The organism is Ruminococcus sp. AF31-8BH (assembly GCF_003460605.1).
Classification (GTDB): domain Bacteria; phylum Bacillota; class Clostridia; order Lachnospirales; family Lachnospiraceae; genus Blautia_A; species Blautia_A acetigignens.
Map to the genome: position 1 here is coordinate 328 of NZ_QTVN01000003.1, position 15,996 is coordinate 16,323.

The following is a 15,996-nucleotide window of genomic DNA, read 5'->3' on the forward strand; positions in this document are numbered from 1 at the left end:
ACTGCCGCAAGGAGAAGTCAAGCACTTTTTACAAAAAATTACAGATTTTTTTGTGCAGGTTATTTGTCGAATTATGTCAGACGATTTTCCTTGCATCTTTTCCTTGTTTATACTATACTATAAGAAAGTATTTCATTTCAGTAAGTCTATTTGATATCATTTTCGATATCTCCGGCGTTCTGCCGCTTCAGAAATCTCATGCTTTTCCCATATAACAGCAGGAAGGTTTCTGATAGGAATGCAATCGGATTATCCAGGAGATCTTCCGCCATTTTTATTAAAAGGAGGTCTTCTATGGATACTACCACATTGTCTGCTAATCGCTTATACAAAGACAGATTGAACAAGATGATTTTTAATGACAAGAAAGAATTACTGAACCTTTACAATGCAATTAACGGAACCCATTATGACAATCCCGCACTGCTCACCATTACCACACTTGAGAACGCAATCTATATGACAATGGCGAATGATCTTTCCTTTATCATTGATATGCGTCTGGCACTTTATGAGCAGCAATCCACGGTTAATCCTAGAGCGTGTTTGAAAAAGGCTTTCTGCAAGATGTGCGTCACAATTTGCGGGAGATTTTGTCCGGATGAGGGCGCCGTAGCGGGCTACGGCAACTGAATTCGGGCAAAATATACCGCAAAGTGGGGCGTGCAGATTGCGGGAATGATTTTTCAAACACGCTCTAATCTGCCCCTGCGTTTTCTTATGTACATAGCAGATATTTATTCTGCTTATACAAAAGATATGAACCTGTATGGTACTAAAGCAATACAGATTCCATTGCCTTCTTTTATTATTTTTTACAATGGAAGAGAACAACAGCCTGACAGAACGGAATACCTGCTTTCTGATTTATTCCATCCTACTGCAGATCATCCTGCACTGGAGCTGAAAGCTGTCATGTTAAATATAAACAAGGGACATAATCAGGAACTGATGGATGCTTGTCACACCCTTCGTGATTATTCCGAATATGTATCACGCATCCGAACCTACTCTGCCCAGATGCCATTATCTGACGCTGTTGAAAAAGCCATCACCGAATGTATCCAGGAAAATATTCTGCGGGATTTTCTATTAAAAAATCGAGCGGAGGCAAAAGCTATGAGTATTTACGAATATGATGAAGAGAAAACGATGCGCATGCTTCGGGAAGAGGCATATGAAGAAGCAATTGAAATAGGTATCCGCACTACGATTGAAACCTGTATGGAATTTAACGCTTCCTCTGCCCTCATTATTCAAAAGCTGATTTCCCAATTTCATCTTTCCGAGGAGAAAGCACAGGCCTATTTAAATGAGTACCTAAACCAAAATCCCAAACACTCCCCCCTATAACCACTTATCAGCATTCCATAAAAAAACCTTCTGTTACTCGTCTCAGCAACAGAAGGTTTTATAAATATACCTTTCATTAAAAATATAAAATTATACCATTTTCGCTACCATATAAAATATTTTAATTAAAATCTGCAGATACCCTATGCCGCATAATGTACCAGTTATAAACCTGCGTATATTAGTTGACGGCAGAACATCAATATACTGCATATACCAATCCCCCAGCATAACCAAGCCAAAACATAAACATAATTCTATAGGTACAAATATTTTCAGCACAAATAAAAGAACTCCAACTAAATATCCTGCTAAAATCCCTGTGCAGCGTGCACATAATGGAAATTGCATCCCATTTATAAAAAAACTTCTTTCTGGCATCTGATGACATCCGGAGTATTTTCCTATATGCATAAAGTATCTATGTAAAAGCAGGAGCTTACATTTTAACTTTTTGTTCAAGTTCTGCATATTCTGATTCCTTTGTTTTTATTTCTCTCTTAAGCAGAGGAACTAATATTACAGTAAAAATTGCACATCCTATTCCCATAATTTTAAGCAAAGAATAATCTATCAAAATTCCCATAATAACAAGAATTAAGCAGCAAACAAATATTGATCTGACTCCTTTTAAAGCATTTTTCTTCTTTTGTATTTCCAGTTCAAGATCTTCAAGTGCAGGAAATTTACAGCCACAATCAGAGCACACCCAGAAATGCTTATGTTCATCTGTAACCGTTGTTTTCTGGGATTTTCCGCAATTTCCGCAAAGCAGTCCAAATGGTCCTAAGAAAAGATAGCCCAGGAATCCTTTAGAGCCTGAATATCCTCCTGAAGTTTCTACTTTTGTTTCTGTTTCGGTCACATATTGTAAATTAGTACTGTTACAAGATGGACATTTTAATCTTTTTGTTTCTCCATTTTGTTGTTTCCTGTTATTAAATTCGTTCATTTTTCTGCCTTTCCTCCCAAAGCGCCCATAGGCAGTGCTTTCACTGCCTAATCTATTGCATGGATGCTCGAAATCGTATTGTTATTATAATTAATTTCCACATTGTATTTACCATTGTTAAAACTTAAAATCACCTCTTCCTTTTTAGTTTTGGTAAATTCATAGGAATAATATGCTTCCTGAATCATACTCTCTTCTTCCCAATCCTCAAAAACCATTCCATCACTGTTCTCCTTACACACTGGTGTGAACTTACTTTCTTTAAGATAAAGAGTAGAAGCATCAAGAAAAGTTATATGTGTCTGTATCTCTCTTGAAGAGCCATTCTTATTTTTATGTAAGTTATAAATCTCAAAAGATTGTCCAAGCGCATCTTCTTTTACTGACTCAAGCAATTCTTTATCTGCATATCCTTCAAAATGACTTATAGGTATATAACCAACCACAGACCGATCAGCATTGCAAACCAATGGACAATCTTCATAACGGAATTTTCCGCTTTTTAACCATCCGACTTTTCCAAAATCCGATTGGTTTCCAATAGAATATACCACCTCTCCCTTATGAAATTTTTTCAGTTTATAGCCCGTCATAGATAGTGACAGGGGAAAGTACGATACTGCAACACCATATTTATACTTATATCTACACCCTGCTTCTACAATCGGAAAACTTTCTCTATCTAATTTATATGTAATGCTTTCTTCCACAGGAGTTTCCAAAATTTCTGCTGCCCAAACATTATACGCATATACCTGTGGAACGATCATGACCACAAACTGTATGATAAGTGCAGTAATAAACGCACCAACACCTGCCCATTCTTTCATCAACCAATTATCCACTGCACACATTATGATCAAAATAGCAAGAGATATCATAACACTGATACAATTTACTTTTTCTGCATTGTCAAAAAAGACAAGACATAATGCATATGGAAAATATGAAAAAAACGCTCCGAAAAACAAATACTTAATACCATATAAAATCCATATAAACCGCCTTTCTCTAAAAGCATAAACGATTTCTCTCCCTGCCTGAAAAAAAGTCCATAGAAAAAATGATACCCAGGATATCCCCCTTATCATATCGGTAATATTTGCCACAAATGTATAGCCTGCACCTAACAGAAGCATCAAAACACCAATAATTACTTCAAATGTAATCGGTAAAATAATTATATATTCCATAACATTCTCCATTCTTAAAAAACCAGAGTTTGTGGTTTTAGTAAATTTATTTACTATTTCTTATTTTAGTACATTTATTTACTAATTTCAATATAAAAGAATCTTCCTATGCTAAAATTATATAAATTTTATTTCTGAATCATATTTTTTAGGTTTATACAAAAACTAAAATGAAATCTTATTTTTTCAATGTTTTCAGGAGGATTTACTTGAATTACAGACAACGTATTCGCGATTTACGCGAGGATGCCGATAAAACCCAGACTCAGATTGCTGATTATTTAGGCACTTCACAAACGATGTATGCACGATACGAACGTGGTGCGAATGAAATGCCAATCCGCTATCTGGTTGCTTTATGCAGATACTATAACGTTTCTGCTGACTATATTCTTGGATTTACCAACACAAAAATTGTCTTACCTGAAGATTCTCCCAGAAAAGAACAATAAGTTCGCAAAATTTTCCAATTACATTTTCGTGTAATAACGAGAAAATTTTTGCGAACTTATTATTTTTGCACTCTTTCTTTTTTATTGTATCAAAGCATTTTCTGTAGTCGCTGCGCTCCTCCGCCTACAGAAACTCCTTCAGTTTCTCCACATTCTCCTCCTCAAACTCCTGGAGCCGTTCCATCAGCTTTTTAATATCTTTCTCCACATCGTTTTCATACTGATGAAGTTTTTTCACGGCTTCGGTGATTCCCATGCTGCTGCCCTGGATCAGCATTTTGGCGATGTGGGAGGTGGATGCGTCGGCCATGGTCTGAAGATTCACCATCAGGTAGGTGCGGATTTTTTCGAAGGTGCCAAGGCCTTTTTCATCGTATCCGTTCCGGTTCAGCAGGTCGCGGGCTTCGCTGTGGAATTTGCAGTAGCCTTCCAGCTGCTTTTTCAGATAAGCCTGAAGCTTCTCATCTTCTGTGATGTCCAGAAGCTGTTCTAAGGTATCTACTCCCATCTGGGAATTCTGGTATACGTAATTTAGAAATTCTGCATTTGCATTCATAGGCAATTCTCCTCCGTTTAAAAGGGTTCTTTCATGTAAAACTGTTCCTTACCTTTATAACAGAATGCCCCGCATTTCTATTTTATATGCAAAATTGTTTCTAAAATTTCCAGATAAATTTCCCCCTTATTTTCAATACTTTCAGATAAATTCAGCTTACCTCATTTACTTTCACTCATACTTCACAATCTCCTTCTTCAGCCTCTTCATAATCCGCTTCTCCAGCCGCGAAATATAAGACTGCGAAATTCCAAGCAGATCCGCTACCTCTTTCTGGGTTTTCTCTCGGCCTTCGTGTCTGCCAAGGCCGAACCGCAGCTTGATAATGGTCTGCTCCCTTGGTGAAAGCTTGGAAATGGCTTTTCCAAGAAGACGAATCTCCACCTCATCCTCCAGACGGCGGGAAATCTCATCATCATCTGTTCCCAAAATGTCCGACAGCAAAAGCTCATTTCCATCCCAGTCCACATTCAAAGGCTCGTCTATGGAAACCTCCATTTTCGTCTTGCTGTTCCGGCGAAGGTACATCAGGATTTCATTCTCGATGCACCGGGATGCATACGTAGCAAGCTTAATATTTTTCACCGGATTAAAGGTATTGATTGCCTTAATCAGTCCGATGGTTCCAATAGAAATCAAGTCCTCCACACTCACCCCTGTGTTGTCAAATTTCTTCGCAATATACACCACAAGCCGAAGATTGTGCTCAATAAGAAGTGATTTGGCTTCCTTTTCCTCTGGTGTCCCCAGCTTCTCCAGGATCCTGGCTTCTCTCTGGCTCTCAAGCGGCGGCGGCAGAATGTCGCTTCCGCCAATATAATAAACATCTCCCTGCCTGCCAAACAGGAATCTTGGCATCACCTGAAACGGATAATAAGTTGCACTTGCTGCTGATCGGTTCATAGACGAGTCCCCCTCCTAATGCAATATTCTGGAATTTAACAGTACCTGGTACTCTTTTCCCAAAGCAGAGGGTTCCACCGCCAGCGCAAGCACCGGATTCACTGCATGAATCACCTCCCCGGGAGTGTGAATACAAAGGTCATCCAACACCACCGCCAGCATCACGCCTTCCTTTCCCACTGTTTTGTAGGGTAGAAAATGCGGATGCAGATCAGTAAGCTTCGTACCTTCCAGCTCCCCTGGATCCTCCTGCAGGTGCATCAGCCTGTCTCTTTTCTCTTCAGGCAGCATTGCCTCCAAAACCTCAGGTTTCACAATAAAAACCCCATCTCCGTTTATCGGATCCACAAGAAGGTTCCCCGTATCCCAGAACCCGAAAAACTGCTGTACATTTCCCTGATAGGACAGGGTAACCGGATAGATGTTTTTCCACCTGGCACGAAAAGAATCGCTGACATAGATCAATGCGCTAAGTCCCATGTAGGCCCCTGCTGCCACAACCAGAAACCGAAGCGGCGCGGCATTCTTCACTGGCGCCGCCTCCATAAGGCCGCCCATGAGAAATGCCATCAGGTAAAAAGTCACCAGTGCCTTCGCCAGCATTCCTCCCGGCTTAAGCCCCAGTCCCAGAACCAGCATGATCCAGGCACAGCCTCCATGAAGAAGCACCTTTGCCGGAAACAGCCCATCCGATGGTACATAAAGAATGAGGCAGGAAAAAAGGGCGCCGACGGCTGCCGCCAGCAAGATCCTTCTGCGGCTTCTTTTTCGCAGAAACAGTTTGCCAACAATGCGAAGAAGAATATAATCCATAAAAAGATTCGTCAGAAAGACGATGTCTATGTATACGTCATAATACATAAAAAAGCCCCCTGTGGCCGTCAATCCTTCACTTTGGTAAGTGAACCCATTATACGGTCACAGGGGGCGCAGATTTTGTCAAAAAGGGACGGGAAATCCTGAGAATTTCTCGCCCCTAATCGACAGCGCGATCTGTCAATTTTCTTTTTTCGAAGTCATTCGAGAGATGCATAGTAAAGCCGAAAATACTCGCACAAAGAACAATTTTCGGATTATGCCTCCAGATTCTTCTGGTGCAGCGCTTCCAGAAGACTTCGCAGCTCTCCAATAGGGAACTGTCCCGGTGCAGAAGCTGCTCCTACCGTTCCAAAGGTAATTCCGGAGCCGAAGTTTTCCCCGGAAATACGGCTGATAGAGCCAATGCTTCCCATTGCCATGGATACCAGCGGCTTTTCGCACTCTTTTCTCATGGCATTGGTTGCTTCCATAATGGCTGCCACATCCTCAAAACCGTGGGGCATTACCGCCATTTTCAGAATATCAGCTCCGGATTTTTCCATTTCACGGAAACGGTCCAGAAGGATTTCCTGACTGTCTGTTTTGTCAAAATCGTGGGAAGAAGCAATGATTTTGACACCTTCCCTTTGAAGCTCTGCCACCAGTTTTTTCTTCTCTTCTGGATTTCCCATCACTTCCACATCCACAAGGTCTGCTATGTGGCTTCTGGCAGCGTTTCGGCAACATGCGCTGTAATCTTCCATGGAGATGGCAATATTTCCGCCTTCCTCGCTTGTGCGGATAGTAAAAAGAAGCGGAGTCTCTCCAAGGATTTCCGAAAGCTTTCCAAGCACCTGCTTACAGGCTTCTTTGTCCATCAGGCCCTCGAAGAAGTCCGCACGCCACTCCACCAGGTCTGCTCCGGCTTTTTTCGCATCCTTGGCTTCCTGGCAGATTTTTTCTTCTGTGGTTCCCGTAAGAGGAACACAGATTTTGGGGATTCCTGCCCCAATGGTCAGATTCTTGATCTGAATAGGTTTTGTCATTTCTTGACATCTCCTTTCTATTAGAATAAGATAAGAAGTAAGTTTATAAAATTTCAGGAGGTTCCTTATGATTCCAATTACCGGCCATACCCGTCTTACCGCACTTCTTGGAAGCCCGGTAGCGCACAGTATTTCTCCCCTTATGCATAACGAAGCATTCCAGCTTCTTGACCTTGACTACACCTATTTATGCTTTGAGGTAAATGAAGAGACTCTTCCGGCAGCTGTCGATGGTCTGAAGGCCTGCGGCATCCGCGGTTTTAATCTTACCATGCCGAACAAGAACAAGATTGTAGAGCTTCTGGACGAGCTTTCCCCGGCAGCCAGACTGATCGGTGCAGTGAATACCGTTGTCAATGATGACGGACATCTTACCGGATACAACACAGACGGTGTTGGCTATATGCAGGCAGTCAAAGATGCCGGCTATGACATCACAGGCAAAACCATCACGATCATGGGTGCCGGCGGTGCTGCTACTGCCATCTGTGCACAGGCTGCTCTTGACGGCGTGGAAAAAATCCACATTTTTGCCCGGGAAACCAGCCGTTTCTGGGATCGCACCCAGAAGCTTGCAGAAAATATCAACTCCACTCTTCCCTGCAAGGCAGTCCTTCACGAAAATAAGGATACGGCAGCCCTTGCCCAGGCCATTTCTGAAAGTGCCCTGCTCCTCAATGCAACTTCCGTAGGCATGGCCCCAAACACTGAGGGAACGATTATTGAAGATACTTCCCTCTATCACCCGGACCTGATCGTATCCGACGTCATCTACAATCCCCGGGAAACCCGTTTCCTCAAGGAAGCCAGAGAGGCTGGCTGCCGTACCTTTAACGGTATGTATATGCTTCTTTATCAGGGTGCAGAGGCTTTCCGCTTATGGACCGGGAAAGAAATGCCAGTGAAGGAAATTAAGGCAAATTTCTTCGCTGATTGATTTTTCTCCTGATAGTACTCTGTTTCATAACAAAATTCACATTTTAAGAAAACAGGCGCCGCTTTTTACAGCAGCGCCTGTTATTTTTTACATAGATTATTTCTTCTCTTCCTGAACCTCTACCTTGCGGTTCTCTCTGCTCTTGATCTCAGCTTTGATGGAAGTGATGAACTCCTGAAGATCCTTTGCACCTTCATCTCCAAGGAAACGGCTTCTTACAGAAACCTTGCCCTCTTCCTCTTCCTTCGCACCAACAACCAGCATGTAAGGAATCTTCTGAAGTCTTGCCTCACGGATCTTGTAGCCGATCTTCTCAGCACGGGTATCAATCTCAGCACGGATGCCAGACTCTTTCAAATCATCCAGAACCTTGTTTGCATAGTCCATATATTTGTCAGAAATCGGAAGCACCTTAACCTGAACAGGAGCAAGCCATGTTGGGAAAGCACCTGCAAAATGCTCGATCAGGATACCGATGAAACGCTCGATAGAACCGAATGCTACACGGTGGATCATGATCGGACGATGTTTCTCTCCGTCAGCTCCAATGTACTCGCAGTTAAAGCGAAGCGGAAGCTGGAAGTCAAGCTGAATGGTACCGCACTGCCAGGTTCTTCCGATGGAGTCCTCAAGATGGAAGTCGATCTTCGGTCCGTAGAATGCTCCGTCTCCTTCATTTACCACATAGTCAAGACCAAGGTCGTCAAGAGCTCCGCGAAGAGCGTCTGTAGCCATCTCCCAGTCCTCATCGCTTCCCATGGAATCCTCAGGACGTGTGGAAAGCTCTACATGATATTTGAATCCAAACAGCTGATATACTTCGTCGATCAGCTTTGCAACGCCTTTGATCTCCTCACGGATCTGCTCCGGCATCATGAAAATATGGGCATCATCCTGTGTGAAGCAGCGTACACGCATCAGTCCGTGAAGCTGACCGGATTTCTCATGACGATGTACCAGACCAAGCTCACCCATACGAAGCGGCAGATCACGGTAAGAACGTGGCTCAGACTGATATACAAGAATACCGCCTGGACAGTTCATTGGCTTAATTGCAAAATCCTGCTCATCAATAACAGTTGTGTACATATTTTCTTTATAGTGATCCCAATGTCCGGAAGTCTCCCAAAGATGACGAGCCAGAATGATTGGTGTGGAAATCTCAACATATCCTGCTTTCTGGTGAATCTCTCTCCAGTAGTCAAGAAGTGTGTTCTTAAGAACCATTCCCTTTGGAAGGAAGAACGGGAATCCAGGACCCTCGTCGCTCATCATGAACAGTCCAAGCTCTTTGCCAAGCTTTCTGTGGTCACGCTTCTTAGCTTCTTCCATACGGTTGATGTACTCTTCCAGATCTGCTTTCTTTGTGAAGGAAGTTCCGTAGATTCTGGTAAGCATTTTGTTCTTCTCGCTTCCTCTCCAGTAAGCACCTGCAATGCTGGTAAGCTTGAATGCCTTTACTGGTTTGGTTGTCATCAGGTGAGGTCCTGCACAAAGGTCAACGAACTCGCCCTGCTGATAGAAGCTGATCTCAGCATCCTCTGGAAGATCTTCGATAAGCTCTACCTTGTATGGCTCATCTTTCTCTTTGAAAAATGCGATTGCTTCTTCTCTGGATTTGGTGAAGCGGGTGATCGGAAGTGCTTCCTTCACTACCTTCTTCATCTCAGCTTCGATCTTTGCAAGATCCTCTGTGGTGATCGGGTTCTCGCTGTCAATATCATAATAAAATCCGTCTGCAATAGATGGTCCGATTGCAAGCTTTACATCCGGGTACAGTCTCTTGATAGCCTGTGCCATAATGTGGGATGTGGTGTGACGGAAAGCTCCCTTGCCGCCTTCATCCTCAAATGTAAGAATGCTTAACTCGCAGTCTTTGTCAACTACATGTCTCAGGTCAACGACCTCTCCGTCAACTTCACCTGCACAGGCTACTCTTGCAAGGCCCTCGCTGATGTCAGATGCAATGTCGATAACGGATTTTGCTTCTGCGTATTCTTTCTTAGAACCGTCTTTTAATGTGATAATCATGATTCGTGTCTCCTTTTCTTTTTCTGAAACTGTATCTGGCAGGAAACTGTCTGATACAAAAAACGTATGGTAACGTTTGCCTTTGCAGGGACGAAATAAAAAAGCCCCTTACAATGCTCTCACACTGTAAGGGACGAGTATACTCGCGGTTCCACCCTGCTTGCCATAGCATACGTATCTGTAAACCAGGCCACTTATTTGATGGTAACGGAATCACCGGACCGGATTAGGGTCACTCAGAGGTAGTTTTCAACTGCTTCCTGATAAGGCATTTCCAGCTGCCTGCCTCTCTCTGAAACATTCCACAGTTTACTCTTCTCGTCAACGTGTTTTCTTATCACTATGCCTCATTATAGCCTTGGGTTCTGGGTTTGTCAATAACTACAAAAACAAAGAGAAGAAAAATTTGCAATGAAAGGTTACTGTTCACTCCGTGCCCAGTAACACGCTTCGCGATGCACAGAAATCATGCTTTGCATGATTTCGCGCCGCAAACCTCGGGTTTTCTGTGAACTTTGTTCACAAAAAACACCTCGCGGAATATTACCTATGAACAGTAACAATGAAAGTCCTGTACGCAGGCATGAATGAATTCATAAATGCCTAACAAGCAGTATGATCATTTCTCTTTTAAATATTCCCATAAATTTTCGCCTTTATAAGAGCCGCTGCTTCCCGCACCACATAATGAACCTGCATGATTGGGTCTGATGGGGCTGCTATTCCATAAGGATGTTCATATCCTGCTTTTTCTGCTATTTTCACCGCACGGTACACATGAAAATTATTGGACAGGATTCCCGTATTTTTCTGGCTGCAGCCTGTAAGCGCATCCGAAAATTTCAGATTCTCCTTTGTGTTGGTGGATTTCTCTTCCAGCACCAGCCGCTCCCTGGAAATCCCATGGGCTGTGAGGTAATTCTCCATGCATTTCGCCTCTGTAATATCTTCCCCGAAGCCCTGTCCGCCGGAAAGAACCAGGATCGTGTCCTCATTCTCCCTGGCATATTTCAGTGCTGCCTTCAGGCGAAGCTCCAGTGCCTTGGACGGTACATCCCCTTTTACATGGGCGCCAAGCACTACCACATAATCCAGATTTTTCCGGGCTGATGTTTTCATACCGGAAACCACAAGGCTGCAAAGTGCTGCAAAGCACACGATTCCCAGCAGCACCACTGCTGATACTGCATATTTCACCCATCCTGGGAAAAATCCGGGATGATTTTTTCCATAGCGGATCAAAACTGCGCCGCCTTCCAAAATTGCCGCCAGTACCAACCAGATCCAGGCGAAATCAGCGGTAATCCCCGCATAAACCACAATCAACAGGTAATAGGCCAGACAGATACTGCCTGCACAAAAACATAGTAAACTCAAATTCTATTCTCACTTTCCTGTTAGATACACAAAACGGATTGCAGGACAGCTATGCCACCCTTGCAATCCGTTCCCCAAGACCAAAAGCTCATCTGGCTTCCGGTCCATTATGCACTATGATTATTTGTTTCTACCGCAGCAGAATTTATATTTCTTTCCGCTTCCGCATGGACACGGATCGTTACGTCCAATCTTGTGTGCTTTCACAACAGTACCGGATTTCTTCTGCTCAAGATAAAGCTCTTTACGCTTCTCAGGTGTGAAGATCTTGTCCCACTGCGGAAGATTGTAAAGCCAGTCAGCCTTAGCGTCTACCATGTTCTTGTAAAGAAGCTCTTTGTCGAAGCAAAGGCTTACGGTAGTGTTCTCATCCATAGTCTCGATCGGGTTCTGGATCTTCAGGCTGTCGTTGATTCCATCAAGGAAACCAACCATGGTAAGAACTTCCTGATTATATTTCTCAGCCAGCTCTTTTACTGTACCGGTAACGACTTCGTCCGGATTCTCAAGAAGCTGTGCATAAATGTTCTTCTCAATAGCAAAATATCTTGCCCAGAACTGCTGGAGTTTATTACGGTCTGCCTGCTGGTCATAGGCAATGGCACGCCACTGCTCTAAAATGGTCTTATCGCTCATTTCTTATTCCTCTTTTCAACAAAAATTTCGTAATTATGCCGTTTTACAGCTGAATTTTATTATAACATCTTTTTATCAAAAAAACAAATCCTATTTTTTCTTCTAAGGTTTTCATAAAATTTTACCTGTTTTTCTGTGACATATGTATAAAAAAAGAGAAGAAAGCCCATACTATGAGTGTTCAGTGATGAACAGCAAATTCATTGAACCCCCTTCAATGATATGGCAGTACAAAAGACAAATGAGATTGTTACTGTTCACTCTGTGCCCAGCAACACGCTTTGCAATGCACAGAAAGACGAACCTTCTTGTGCAATGCACAAGAAGCAGCGTTTGCTGCGCAAACTTAATTCTCGGGTTTTGTGTGAACTTTGTTCACACAAAACACCTCGCGGAACAGTACCAGTGAACAGTAATATAGATCAACTTATATCCTCCCCGAAACGCCCCGGGTTCTGACGTACTCTCAGAATCCGGGGCGCTTACATTTTGTTCTTCTATTTTACATTTTCCAAAACAAACCGGTATGCATTTTCATGGAAAATCTTCTCCACCAGGCTCTCACCAAAGCCATGGGCAAGAAGGGCTCTGCGCAGGTCTGGAACAGATTGAACGCCCTTAATTCCTTCCGGGAATCTTCCGGAGCAGCCGTCGAAATCACTGCCAATGGCAAGGCAGTCCTCTCCTCCCATTTCCAGAACCTGATCCATATGGCGAAGCAGGTCCTCCACCTTGGGCTCTTCTCCCACAAAATTGGAAAAGAAATTCATTCCAATGATTCCCTTTCTGCGAATCAGTTCCTTCAAATGTTCTTTCTTTATATTTCGCGGTCTGTCCCTCACTTCTCTTACATTTGAGTGGGACGCAATGATGGGTCTGTCTGTCAGCCCAAACAGGTCTTCCACACCCTGATCGGACAGGTGGGAAACATCCATTACCAGATTCTGGGAAAGAAGAGTTTTCACCAGTTCTTTTCCCTCAGATGTCAGACCCTTCTCCTGGTCAAAGGCGGCTCCGCATCCATATTTATTCTCATAATTCCAGGTCAGCATAGCAAAGCGAAAGCCCATCTCTCTCACATTTTCCACGTATTTTCCCATAAGGGAAATGTCCTCTATGGATAAAAAGGCAGCTGCTTTTCTCATGCTATGCGCCTTTTTCATGTCCTCACCGCTTTTGCACAGCAGGATTTTCCGGTTTTCTTCCTCAAGATATGCAATTGCACGGTGATACAGCTGCAGAAAGTCCCTGTCAGGATCCTCTTTATTTAAATTCTGTGCATCCTTCCACACTGCAAAAATCTGGGTGTAATTTTCCACAAAATCCCCCAGCCGGTTTAAGTCAAGATCCCCGGAATTCTGATCCAGGGTTTCTCCTGAAATAATCTCCGTAAGTGTATCTGCATGGCAGTCAAAATAATTCATCTTCGAAACATCCCTTGCCCTTATATTTGTATGGTTCTACTTCACCCCAAGCTTCTCAAGTTCCTTCGCAGCCTGCTTCAGATTATGGAATTCAATGGCGTGAATGCCAAGCGCTCTTGCGGCCTCACAGTTCTCCGGGCGGTCATCCAAGAACACGCTTTCCTCTGGCTTCAGACTGAATCTTGTAAGAAGGGTCCTGTAAATCTGGGGTTCCGGCTTGATTTCCTTTACCTCACAGGAAAAAATAACACCGTCCATATTTTTCAGGAAAGGCATTTTATTCGCTCTGGTGTGATCCAGCATAAACTGACTGTAATTTGACAGAATATACAGATGATAGCCCTGGCTCTTCAGATAGCTGGTCCAGGTCTCAGCGTAATCCTTAATCTGGATCGTTTTCTCAGATTCTCTAAGAACCCGCTTCACATCCTCCTCATACTCAGCCGGAAGTGCGGCAATAAACTGCTTCAGGTACTCTTCCTCCGGGAAAAGTCCCCGGTCACGCTCATTCCAGGTCTGGCTTTTAAACACAGCCTCTGCGATCAGCTTCTCCTCTTCTTCCAGGAAATGGAAGCTTTTCAGATAATCTTCCCACTCATAGGAAACCAGAACCTGTCCCACATCAAAAATAATATTTTTCACTTCGCCCTCTGCCTCCTTATCCTCTTTTTTCAGAAGCTTGTAAACCATCAAAAATATATAAGCCAGCACTGGCACCAGAATGACGCTGCCCACTGCTGCCTTAAAATTCCCCTGGGAATTCTCCCCGCTTCCAAACGCAAAGATCATGGGCAGACAGCACACTGCCAGCAAAATTACCACTCCAAGAATGGCTGCTATTCGTTTAAAATTCTTCATTTATTAACACCTGTATTTATTTTTTCTCTGAAATAAGCTCTGACCTGTTCAAAGGAAAATCATCCAGATACAGCTTGCGCCGGAGAAAATCCTCCGGCGCAGTGTTATCCCTCAAGGTCAGGCGGAAATTCCATTCCGCTTTCTTCCAATTATTTATTTCTGTAGATGATATCGTTTCTTCCCGGTCCGTTGGAAACCATGGTGATCGGATATCCAATCTTCTCCTCAATGAACTCGATGTATTTTCTGCAGTTCTCCGGAAGATCCTCATAATTCTTGATTCCGCGGATATCGCATTTCCAGCCTGGAAGCTTCTCGATCACAGGTTTTGCTTTCTCAAGCTTAGCTGTGGTCGGGAACTCAGTGGTGATTTCTCCGTCGATATCATAAGCTACGCAAACCGGAATCTCATCCAGGTATCCAAGTACGTCAAGTACCGTAAATGCCACATCAGTAGCACCCTGAAGACGGCAGCCATATTTGGAAGCAACGCAGTCATACCATCCCATACGTCTCGGACGTCCTGTGGTAGCGCCGAACTCTCCGCCGTCACCGCCGCGTCTTCTAAGCTCATCAGCCTCTTCGCCGAAAATCTCGGAAACGAATGCGCCGGCACCTACAGCACTGGAATAAGCCTTGCTTACAACGATAATCTTCTGGATCTCATATGGAGGAACACCTGCTCCGATTGCACCGTAAGCAGCAAGTGTGGAGGAAGAAGTAACCATCGGATAAATTCCGTGATCCGGGTCCTTCAGAGTTCCAAGCTGTCCCTCAAGAAGGATCTCCTTGCCCTCTTTTAATGCATTGTTCAGGTACAGGGAAACATCGCATACATATGGCTCAACCATCTTCTTGTATTCCATCAGCTCTGCAAAAAGCTCATCTACGTTAAGGAGCGGTTTGTGATATAAATGCTCAAGAAGAATATTCTTTGTCTCGCAAACGCTTGCCAGCTTCTCTTTCAGACGTTCATCATCAAAGAGCTCGTTTACCTGGAAGCCGATCTTCGCATATTTATCAGAATAGAAAGGTGCGATACCGGATTTGGTGGAACCGAAAGACTTGCCGCCCAGACGCTCCTCCTCATACTGATCGAACAGAATATGATATGGCATAACCATCTGTGCTCTGTCAGAGATCAGGATCTTCGGTGCCGGTACACCTTTGCTTACAACTTCATTGTATTCCTTGAAAAATACAGGGATATTAAGAGCAACACCGTTGCCGATAACGCTTGTGGTGTGTCCGTAGAATACACCTGACGGCAGAGTGTGAAGTGCGAACTTACCATAATCATTTACGATAGTATGTCCTGCATTTGCACCGCCCTGGAAACGAACGATAATATCAGCCTTCTCAGCGAGCATGTCGGTAATTTTTCCTTTACCTTCATCTCCCCAGTTTGCTCCAACTACTGCTTTGATCATAACTCAAATTCCTCCTGTGTTTGATCGAATTGATTTATTACTATAAAAAT

Annotated in this window: 15 protein-coding genes, 2 pseudogenes and 1 other annotated feature; of the genes and pseudogenes, 3 read left to right on the forward strand and 14 right to left on the reverse strand. The window is 43.5% G+C overall.

The features are described from left to right. Nucleotides 1-372 precede the first annotated feature (372 nt). Nucleotides 373-630: pseudogene (locus DWZ38_RS23295) on the reverse strand (DUF6783 domain-containing protein); the annotation flags it as partial. On the opposite strand from DWZ38_RS23295, the pseudogene DWZ38_RS04360 reads away from it, so the two are divergent. Continuing rightward, nucleotides 607-1,353 (forward strand): annotated as a pseudogene (locus DWZ38_RS04360) (DUF6783 domain-containing protein); the annotation flags it as partial. The pseudogenes DWZ38_RS23295 and DWZ38_RS04360 overlap by 24 nt on opposite strands. Before the next feature lie 90 nt (nt 1,354-1,443). Here the strand turns inward: DWZ38_RS04360 and DWZ38_RS04365 are convergent. Genes DWZ38_RS04365 through DWZ38_RS04375 form a run of 3 tightly spaced genes read right to left on the reverse strand, consistent with a single transcriptional unit; the run spans nt 1,444 to nt 3,498 of the window. After that, nucleotides 1,444-1,734, reverse strand: a complete 291-nt coding sequence (locus tag DWZ38_RS04365; protein ID WP_243000153.1) for a DUF2085 domain-containing protein — start codon at nt 1,732-1,734, stop codon at nt 1,444-1,446. A gap of 58 nt (nt 1,735-1,792) precedes the next feature. After that, nucleotides 1,793-2,305: a hypothetical protein gene (locus DWZ38_RS04370; protein WP_021924725.1), complete on the reverse strand. Its 513-nt coding sequence runs from the start codon at nt 2,303-2,305 to the stop codon at nt 1,793-1,795. 47 nt (nt 2,306-2,352) lie between these two features. Continuing rightward, nucleotides 2,353-3,498 (reverse strand): hypothetical protein, encoded by a 1,146-nt coding sequence (locus DWZ38_RS04375; RefSeq protein WP_117850438.1) that lies wholly within the window; start codon nt 3,496-3,498, stop codon nt 2,353-2,355. Between the two features lie 209 nt (nt 3,499-3,707). Between DWZ38_RS04375 and DWZ38_RS04380 the strand changes: the two genes are divergently transcribed. Then, the gene (locus DWZ38_RS04380) at nt 3,708-3,950 is read left to right on the forward strand and encodes a helix-turn-helix transcriptional regulator (protein ID WP_021924723.1); all 243 of its coding nucleotides are present in this window, start codon (nt 3,708-3,710) and stop codon (nt 3,948-3,950) included. A gap of 124 nt (nt 3,951-4,074) precedes the next feature. Here the strand turns inward: DWZ38_RS04380 and DWZ38_RS04385 are convergent, their stop codons facing one another. From DWZ38_RS04385 to aroD, 4 genes are all read right to left on the reverse strand, one after another. After that, nucleotides 4,075-4,506 (reverse strand): hypothetical protein, encoded by a 432-nt coding sequence (locus tag DWZ38_RS04385; protein ID WP_021924722.1) that lies wholly within the window; start codon nt 4,504-4,506, stop codon nt 4,075-4,077. Between the two features lie 171 nt (nt 4,507-4,677). Further along, on the reverse strand, nt 4,678-5,364 hold the full coding sequence (gene sigE / locus DWZ38_RS04390; protein WP_347518948.1) for an RNA polymerase sporulation sigma factor SigE: 687 nt from the start codon (nt 5,362-5,364) through the stop codon (nt 4,678-4,680). A 60-nt stretch (nt 5,365-5,424) separates the two neighbouring features. Then, the gene (locus tag DWZ38_RS04395; RefSeq protein ID WP_021924720.1) at nt 5,425-6,270 is read right to left on the reverse strand and encodes a sigma-E processing peptidase SpoIIGA; all 846 of its coding nucleotides are present in this window, start codon (nt 6,268-6,270) and stop codon (nt 5,425-5,427) included. Between the two features lie 212 nt (nt 6,271-6,482). After that, a complete protein-coding gene (gene aroD, locus DWZ38_RS04400; protein WP_021924719.1) occupies nt 6,483-7,253 on the reverse strand; it encodes a type I 3-dehydroquinate dehydratase in 771 nt (256 codons plus the stop codon). A gap of 67 nt (nt 7,254-7,320) precedes the next feature. Between aroD and DWZ38_RS04405 the strand changes: the two genes are divergently transcribed. Then, the gene (locus DWZ38_RS04405) at nt 7,321-8,190 is read left to right on the forward strand and encodes a shikimate dehydrogenase (protein WP_117850441.1); all 870 of its coding nucleotides are present in this window, start codon (nt 7,321-7,323) and stop codon (nt 8,188-8,190) included. 96 nt (nt 8,191-8,286) lie between these two features. On the opposite strand, the gene thrS is transcribed toward DWZ38_RS04405, so the two are convergent. The 6 genes from thrS to DWZ38_RS04435 form a co-directional block, all read right to left on the reverse strand. After that, nucleotides 8,287-10,224: a threonine--tRNA ligase gene (gene thrS / locus DWZ38_RS04410; protein ID WP_347518951.1), complete on the reverse strand. Its 1,938-nt coding sequence runs from the start codon at nt 10,222-10,224 to the stop codon at nt 8,287-8,289. Nucleotides 10,225-10,347: 123 nt separating this feature from the next. Further along, nucleotides 10,348-10,555: a binding site (T-box leader), on the reverse strand. Between the two features lie 296 nt (nt 10,556-10,851). Further along, nucleotides 10,852-11,598, reverse strand: a complete 747-nt coding sequence (locus DWZ38_RS04415; RefSeq protein ID WP_147342978.1) for a YdcF family protein — start codon at nt 11,596-11,598, stop codon at nt 10,852-10,854. A 120-nt stretch (nt 11,599-11,718) separates the two neighbouring features. After that, a complete protein-coding gene (locus DWZ38_RS04420; protein WP_021924645.1) occupies nt 11,719-12,234 on the reverse strand; it encodes an SEC-C metal-binding domain-containing protein in 516 nt (171 codons plus the stop codon). Between the two features lie 497 nt (nt 12,235-12,731). Then, nucleotides 12,732-13,658, reverse strand: coding sequence for a membrane dipeptidase (locus DWZ38_RS04425; RefSeq protein WP_021924646.1), 927 nt, complete (start codon nt 13,656-13,658; stop codon nt 12,732-12,734). 36 nt (nt 13,659-13,694) lie between these two features. Next, nucleotides 13,695-14,516, reverse strand: coding sequence for an HAD family phosphatase (locus tag DWZ38_RS04430; RefSeq protein ID WP_117850449.1), 822 nt, complete (start codon nt 14,514-14,516; stop codon nt 13,695-13,697). A 149-nt stretch (nt 14,517-14,665) separates the two neighbouring features. After that, on the reverse strand, nt 14,666-15,946 hold the full coding sequence (locus DWZ38_RS04435) for an adenylosuccinate synthase (protein ID WP_117850451.1): 1,281 nt from the start codon (nt 15,944-15,946) through the stop codon (nt 14,666-14,668). Nucleotides 15,947-15,996: the final 50 nt, after the last annotated feature.

Excerpts from the sequence above, each read along its gene's own strand:
- aroD (WP_021924719.1), bottom strand. The coding sequence starts at position 7,253 with ATGACAAAACCTATTCAGATCAAGAATCTGACCATTGGGGCAGGAATC.
- DWZ38_RS04370 (WP_021924725.1), bottom strand. The coding sequence starts at position 2,305 with ATGAACGAATTTAATAACAGGAAACAACAAAATGGAGAAACAAAAAGA.
- DWZ38_RS04395 (WP_021924720.1), bottom strand. The coding sequence starts at position 6,270 with ATGTATTATGACGTATACATAGACATCGTCTTTCTGACGAATCTTTTT.
- DWZ38_RS04430 (WP_117850449.1), bottom strand. The coding sequence starts at position 14,516 with ATGAAGAATTTTAAACGAATAGCAGCCATTCTTGGAGTGGTAATTTTG.
- DWZ38_RS04425 (WP_021924646.1), bottom strand. The coding sequence starts at position 13,658 with ATGAATTATTTTGACTGCCATGCAGATACACTTACGGAGATTATTTCA.
- DWZ38_RS04405 (WP_117850441.1), top strand. The coding sequence starts at position 7,321 with ATGATTCCAATTACCGGCCATACCCGTCTTACCGCACTTCTTGGAAGC.
- DWZ38_RS04375 (WP_117850438.1), bottom strand. The coding sequence starts at position 3,498 with ATGGAATATATAATTATTTTACCGATTACATTTGAAGTAATTATTGGT.
- DWZ38_RS04435 (WP_117850451.1), bottom strand. The coding sequence starts at position 15,946 with ATGATCAAAGCAGTAGTTGGAGCAAACTGGGGAGATGAAGGTAAAGGA.
- DWZ38_RS04365 (WP_243000153.1), bottom strand. The coding sequence starts at position 1,734 with ATGCCAGAAAGAAGTTTTTTTATAAATGGGATGCAATTTCCATTATGT.
- DWZ38_RS04420 (WP_021924645.1), bottom strand. The coding sequence starts at position 12,234 with ATGAGCGATAAGACCATTTTAGAGCAGTGGCGTGCCATTGCCTATGAC.
- sigE (WP_347518948.1), bottom strand. The coding sequence starts at position 5,364 with ATGCCAAGATTCCTGTTTGGCAGGCAGGGAGATGTTTATTATATTGGC.
- DWZ38_RS04385 (WP_021924722.1), bottom strand. The coding sequence starts at position 4,506 with ATGAATGCAAATGCAGAATTTCTAAATTACGTATACCAGAATTCCCAG.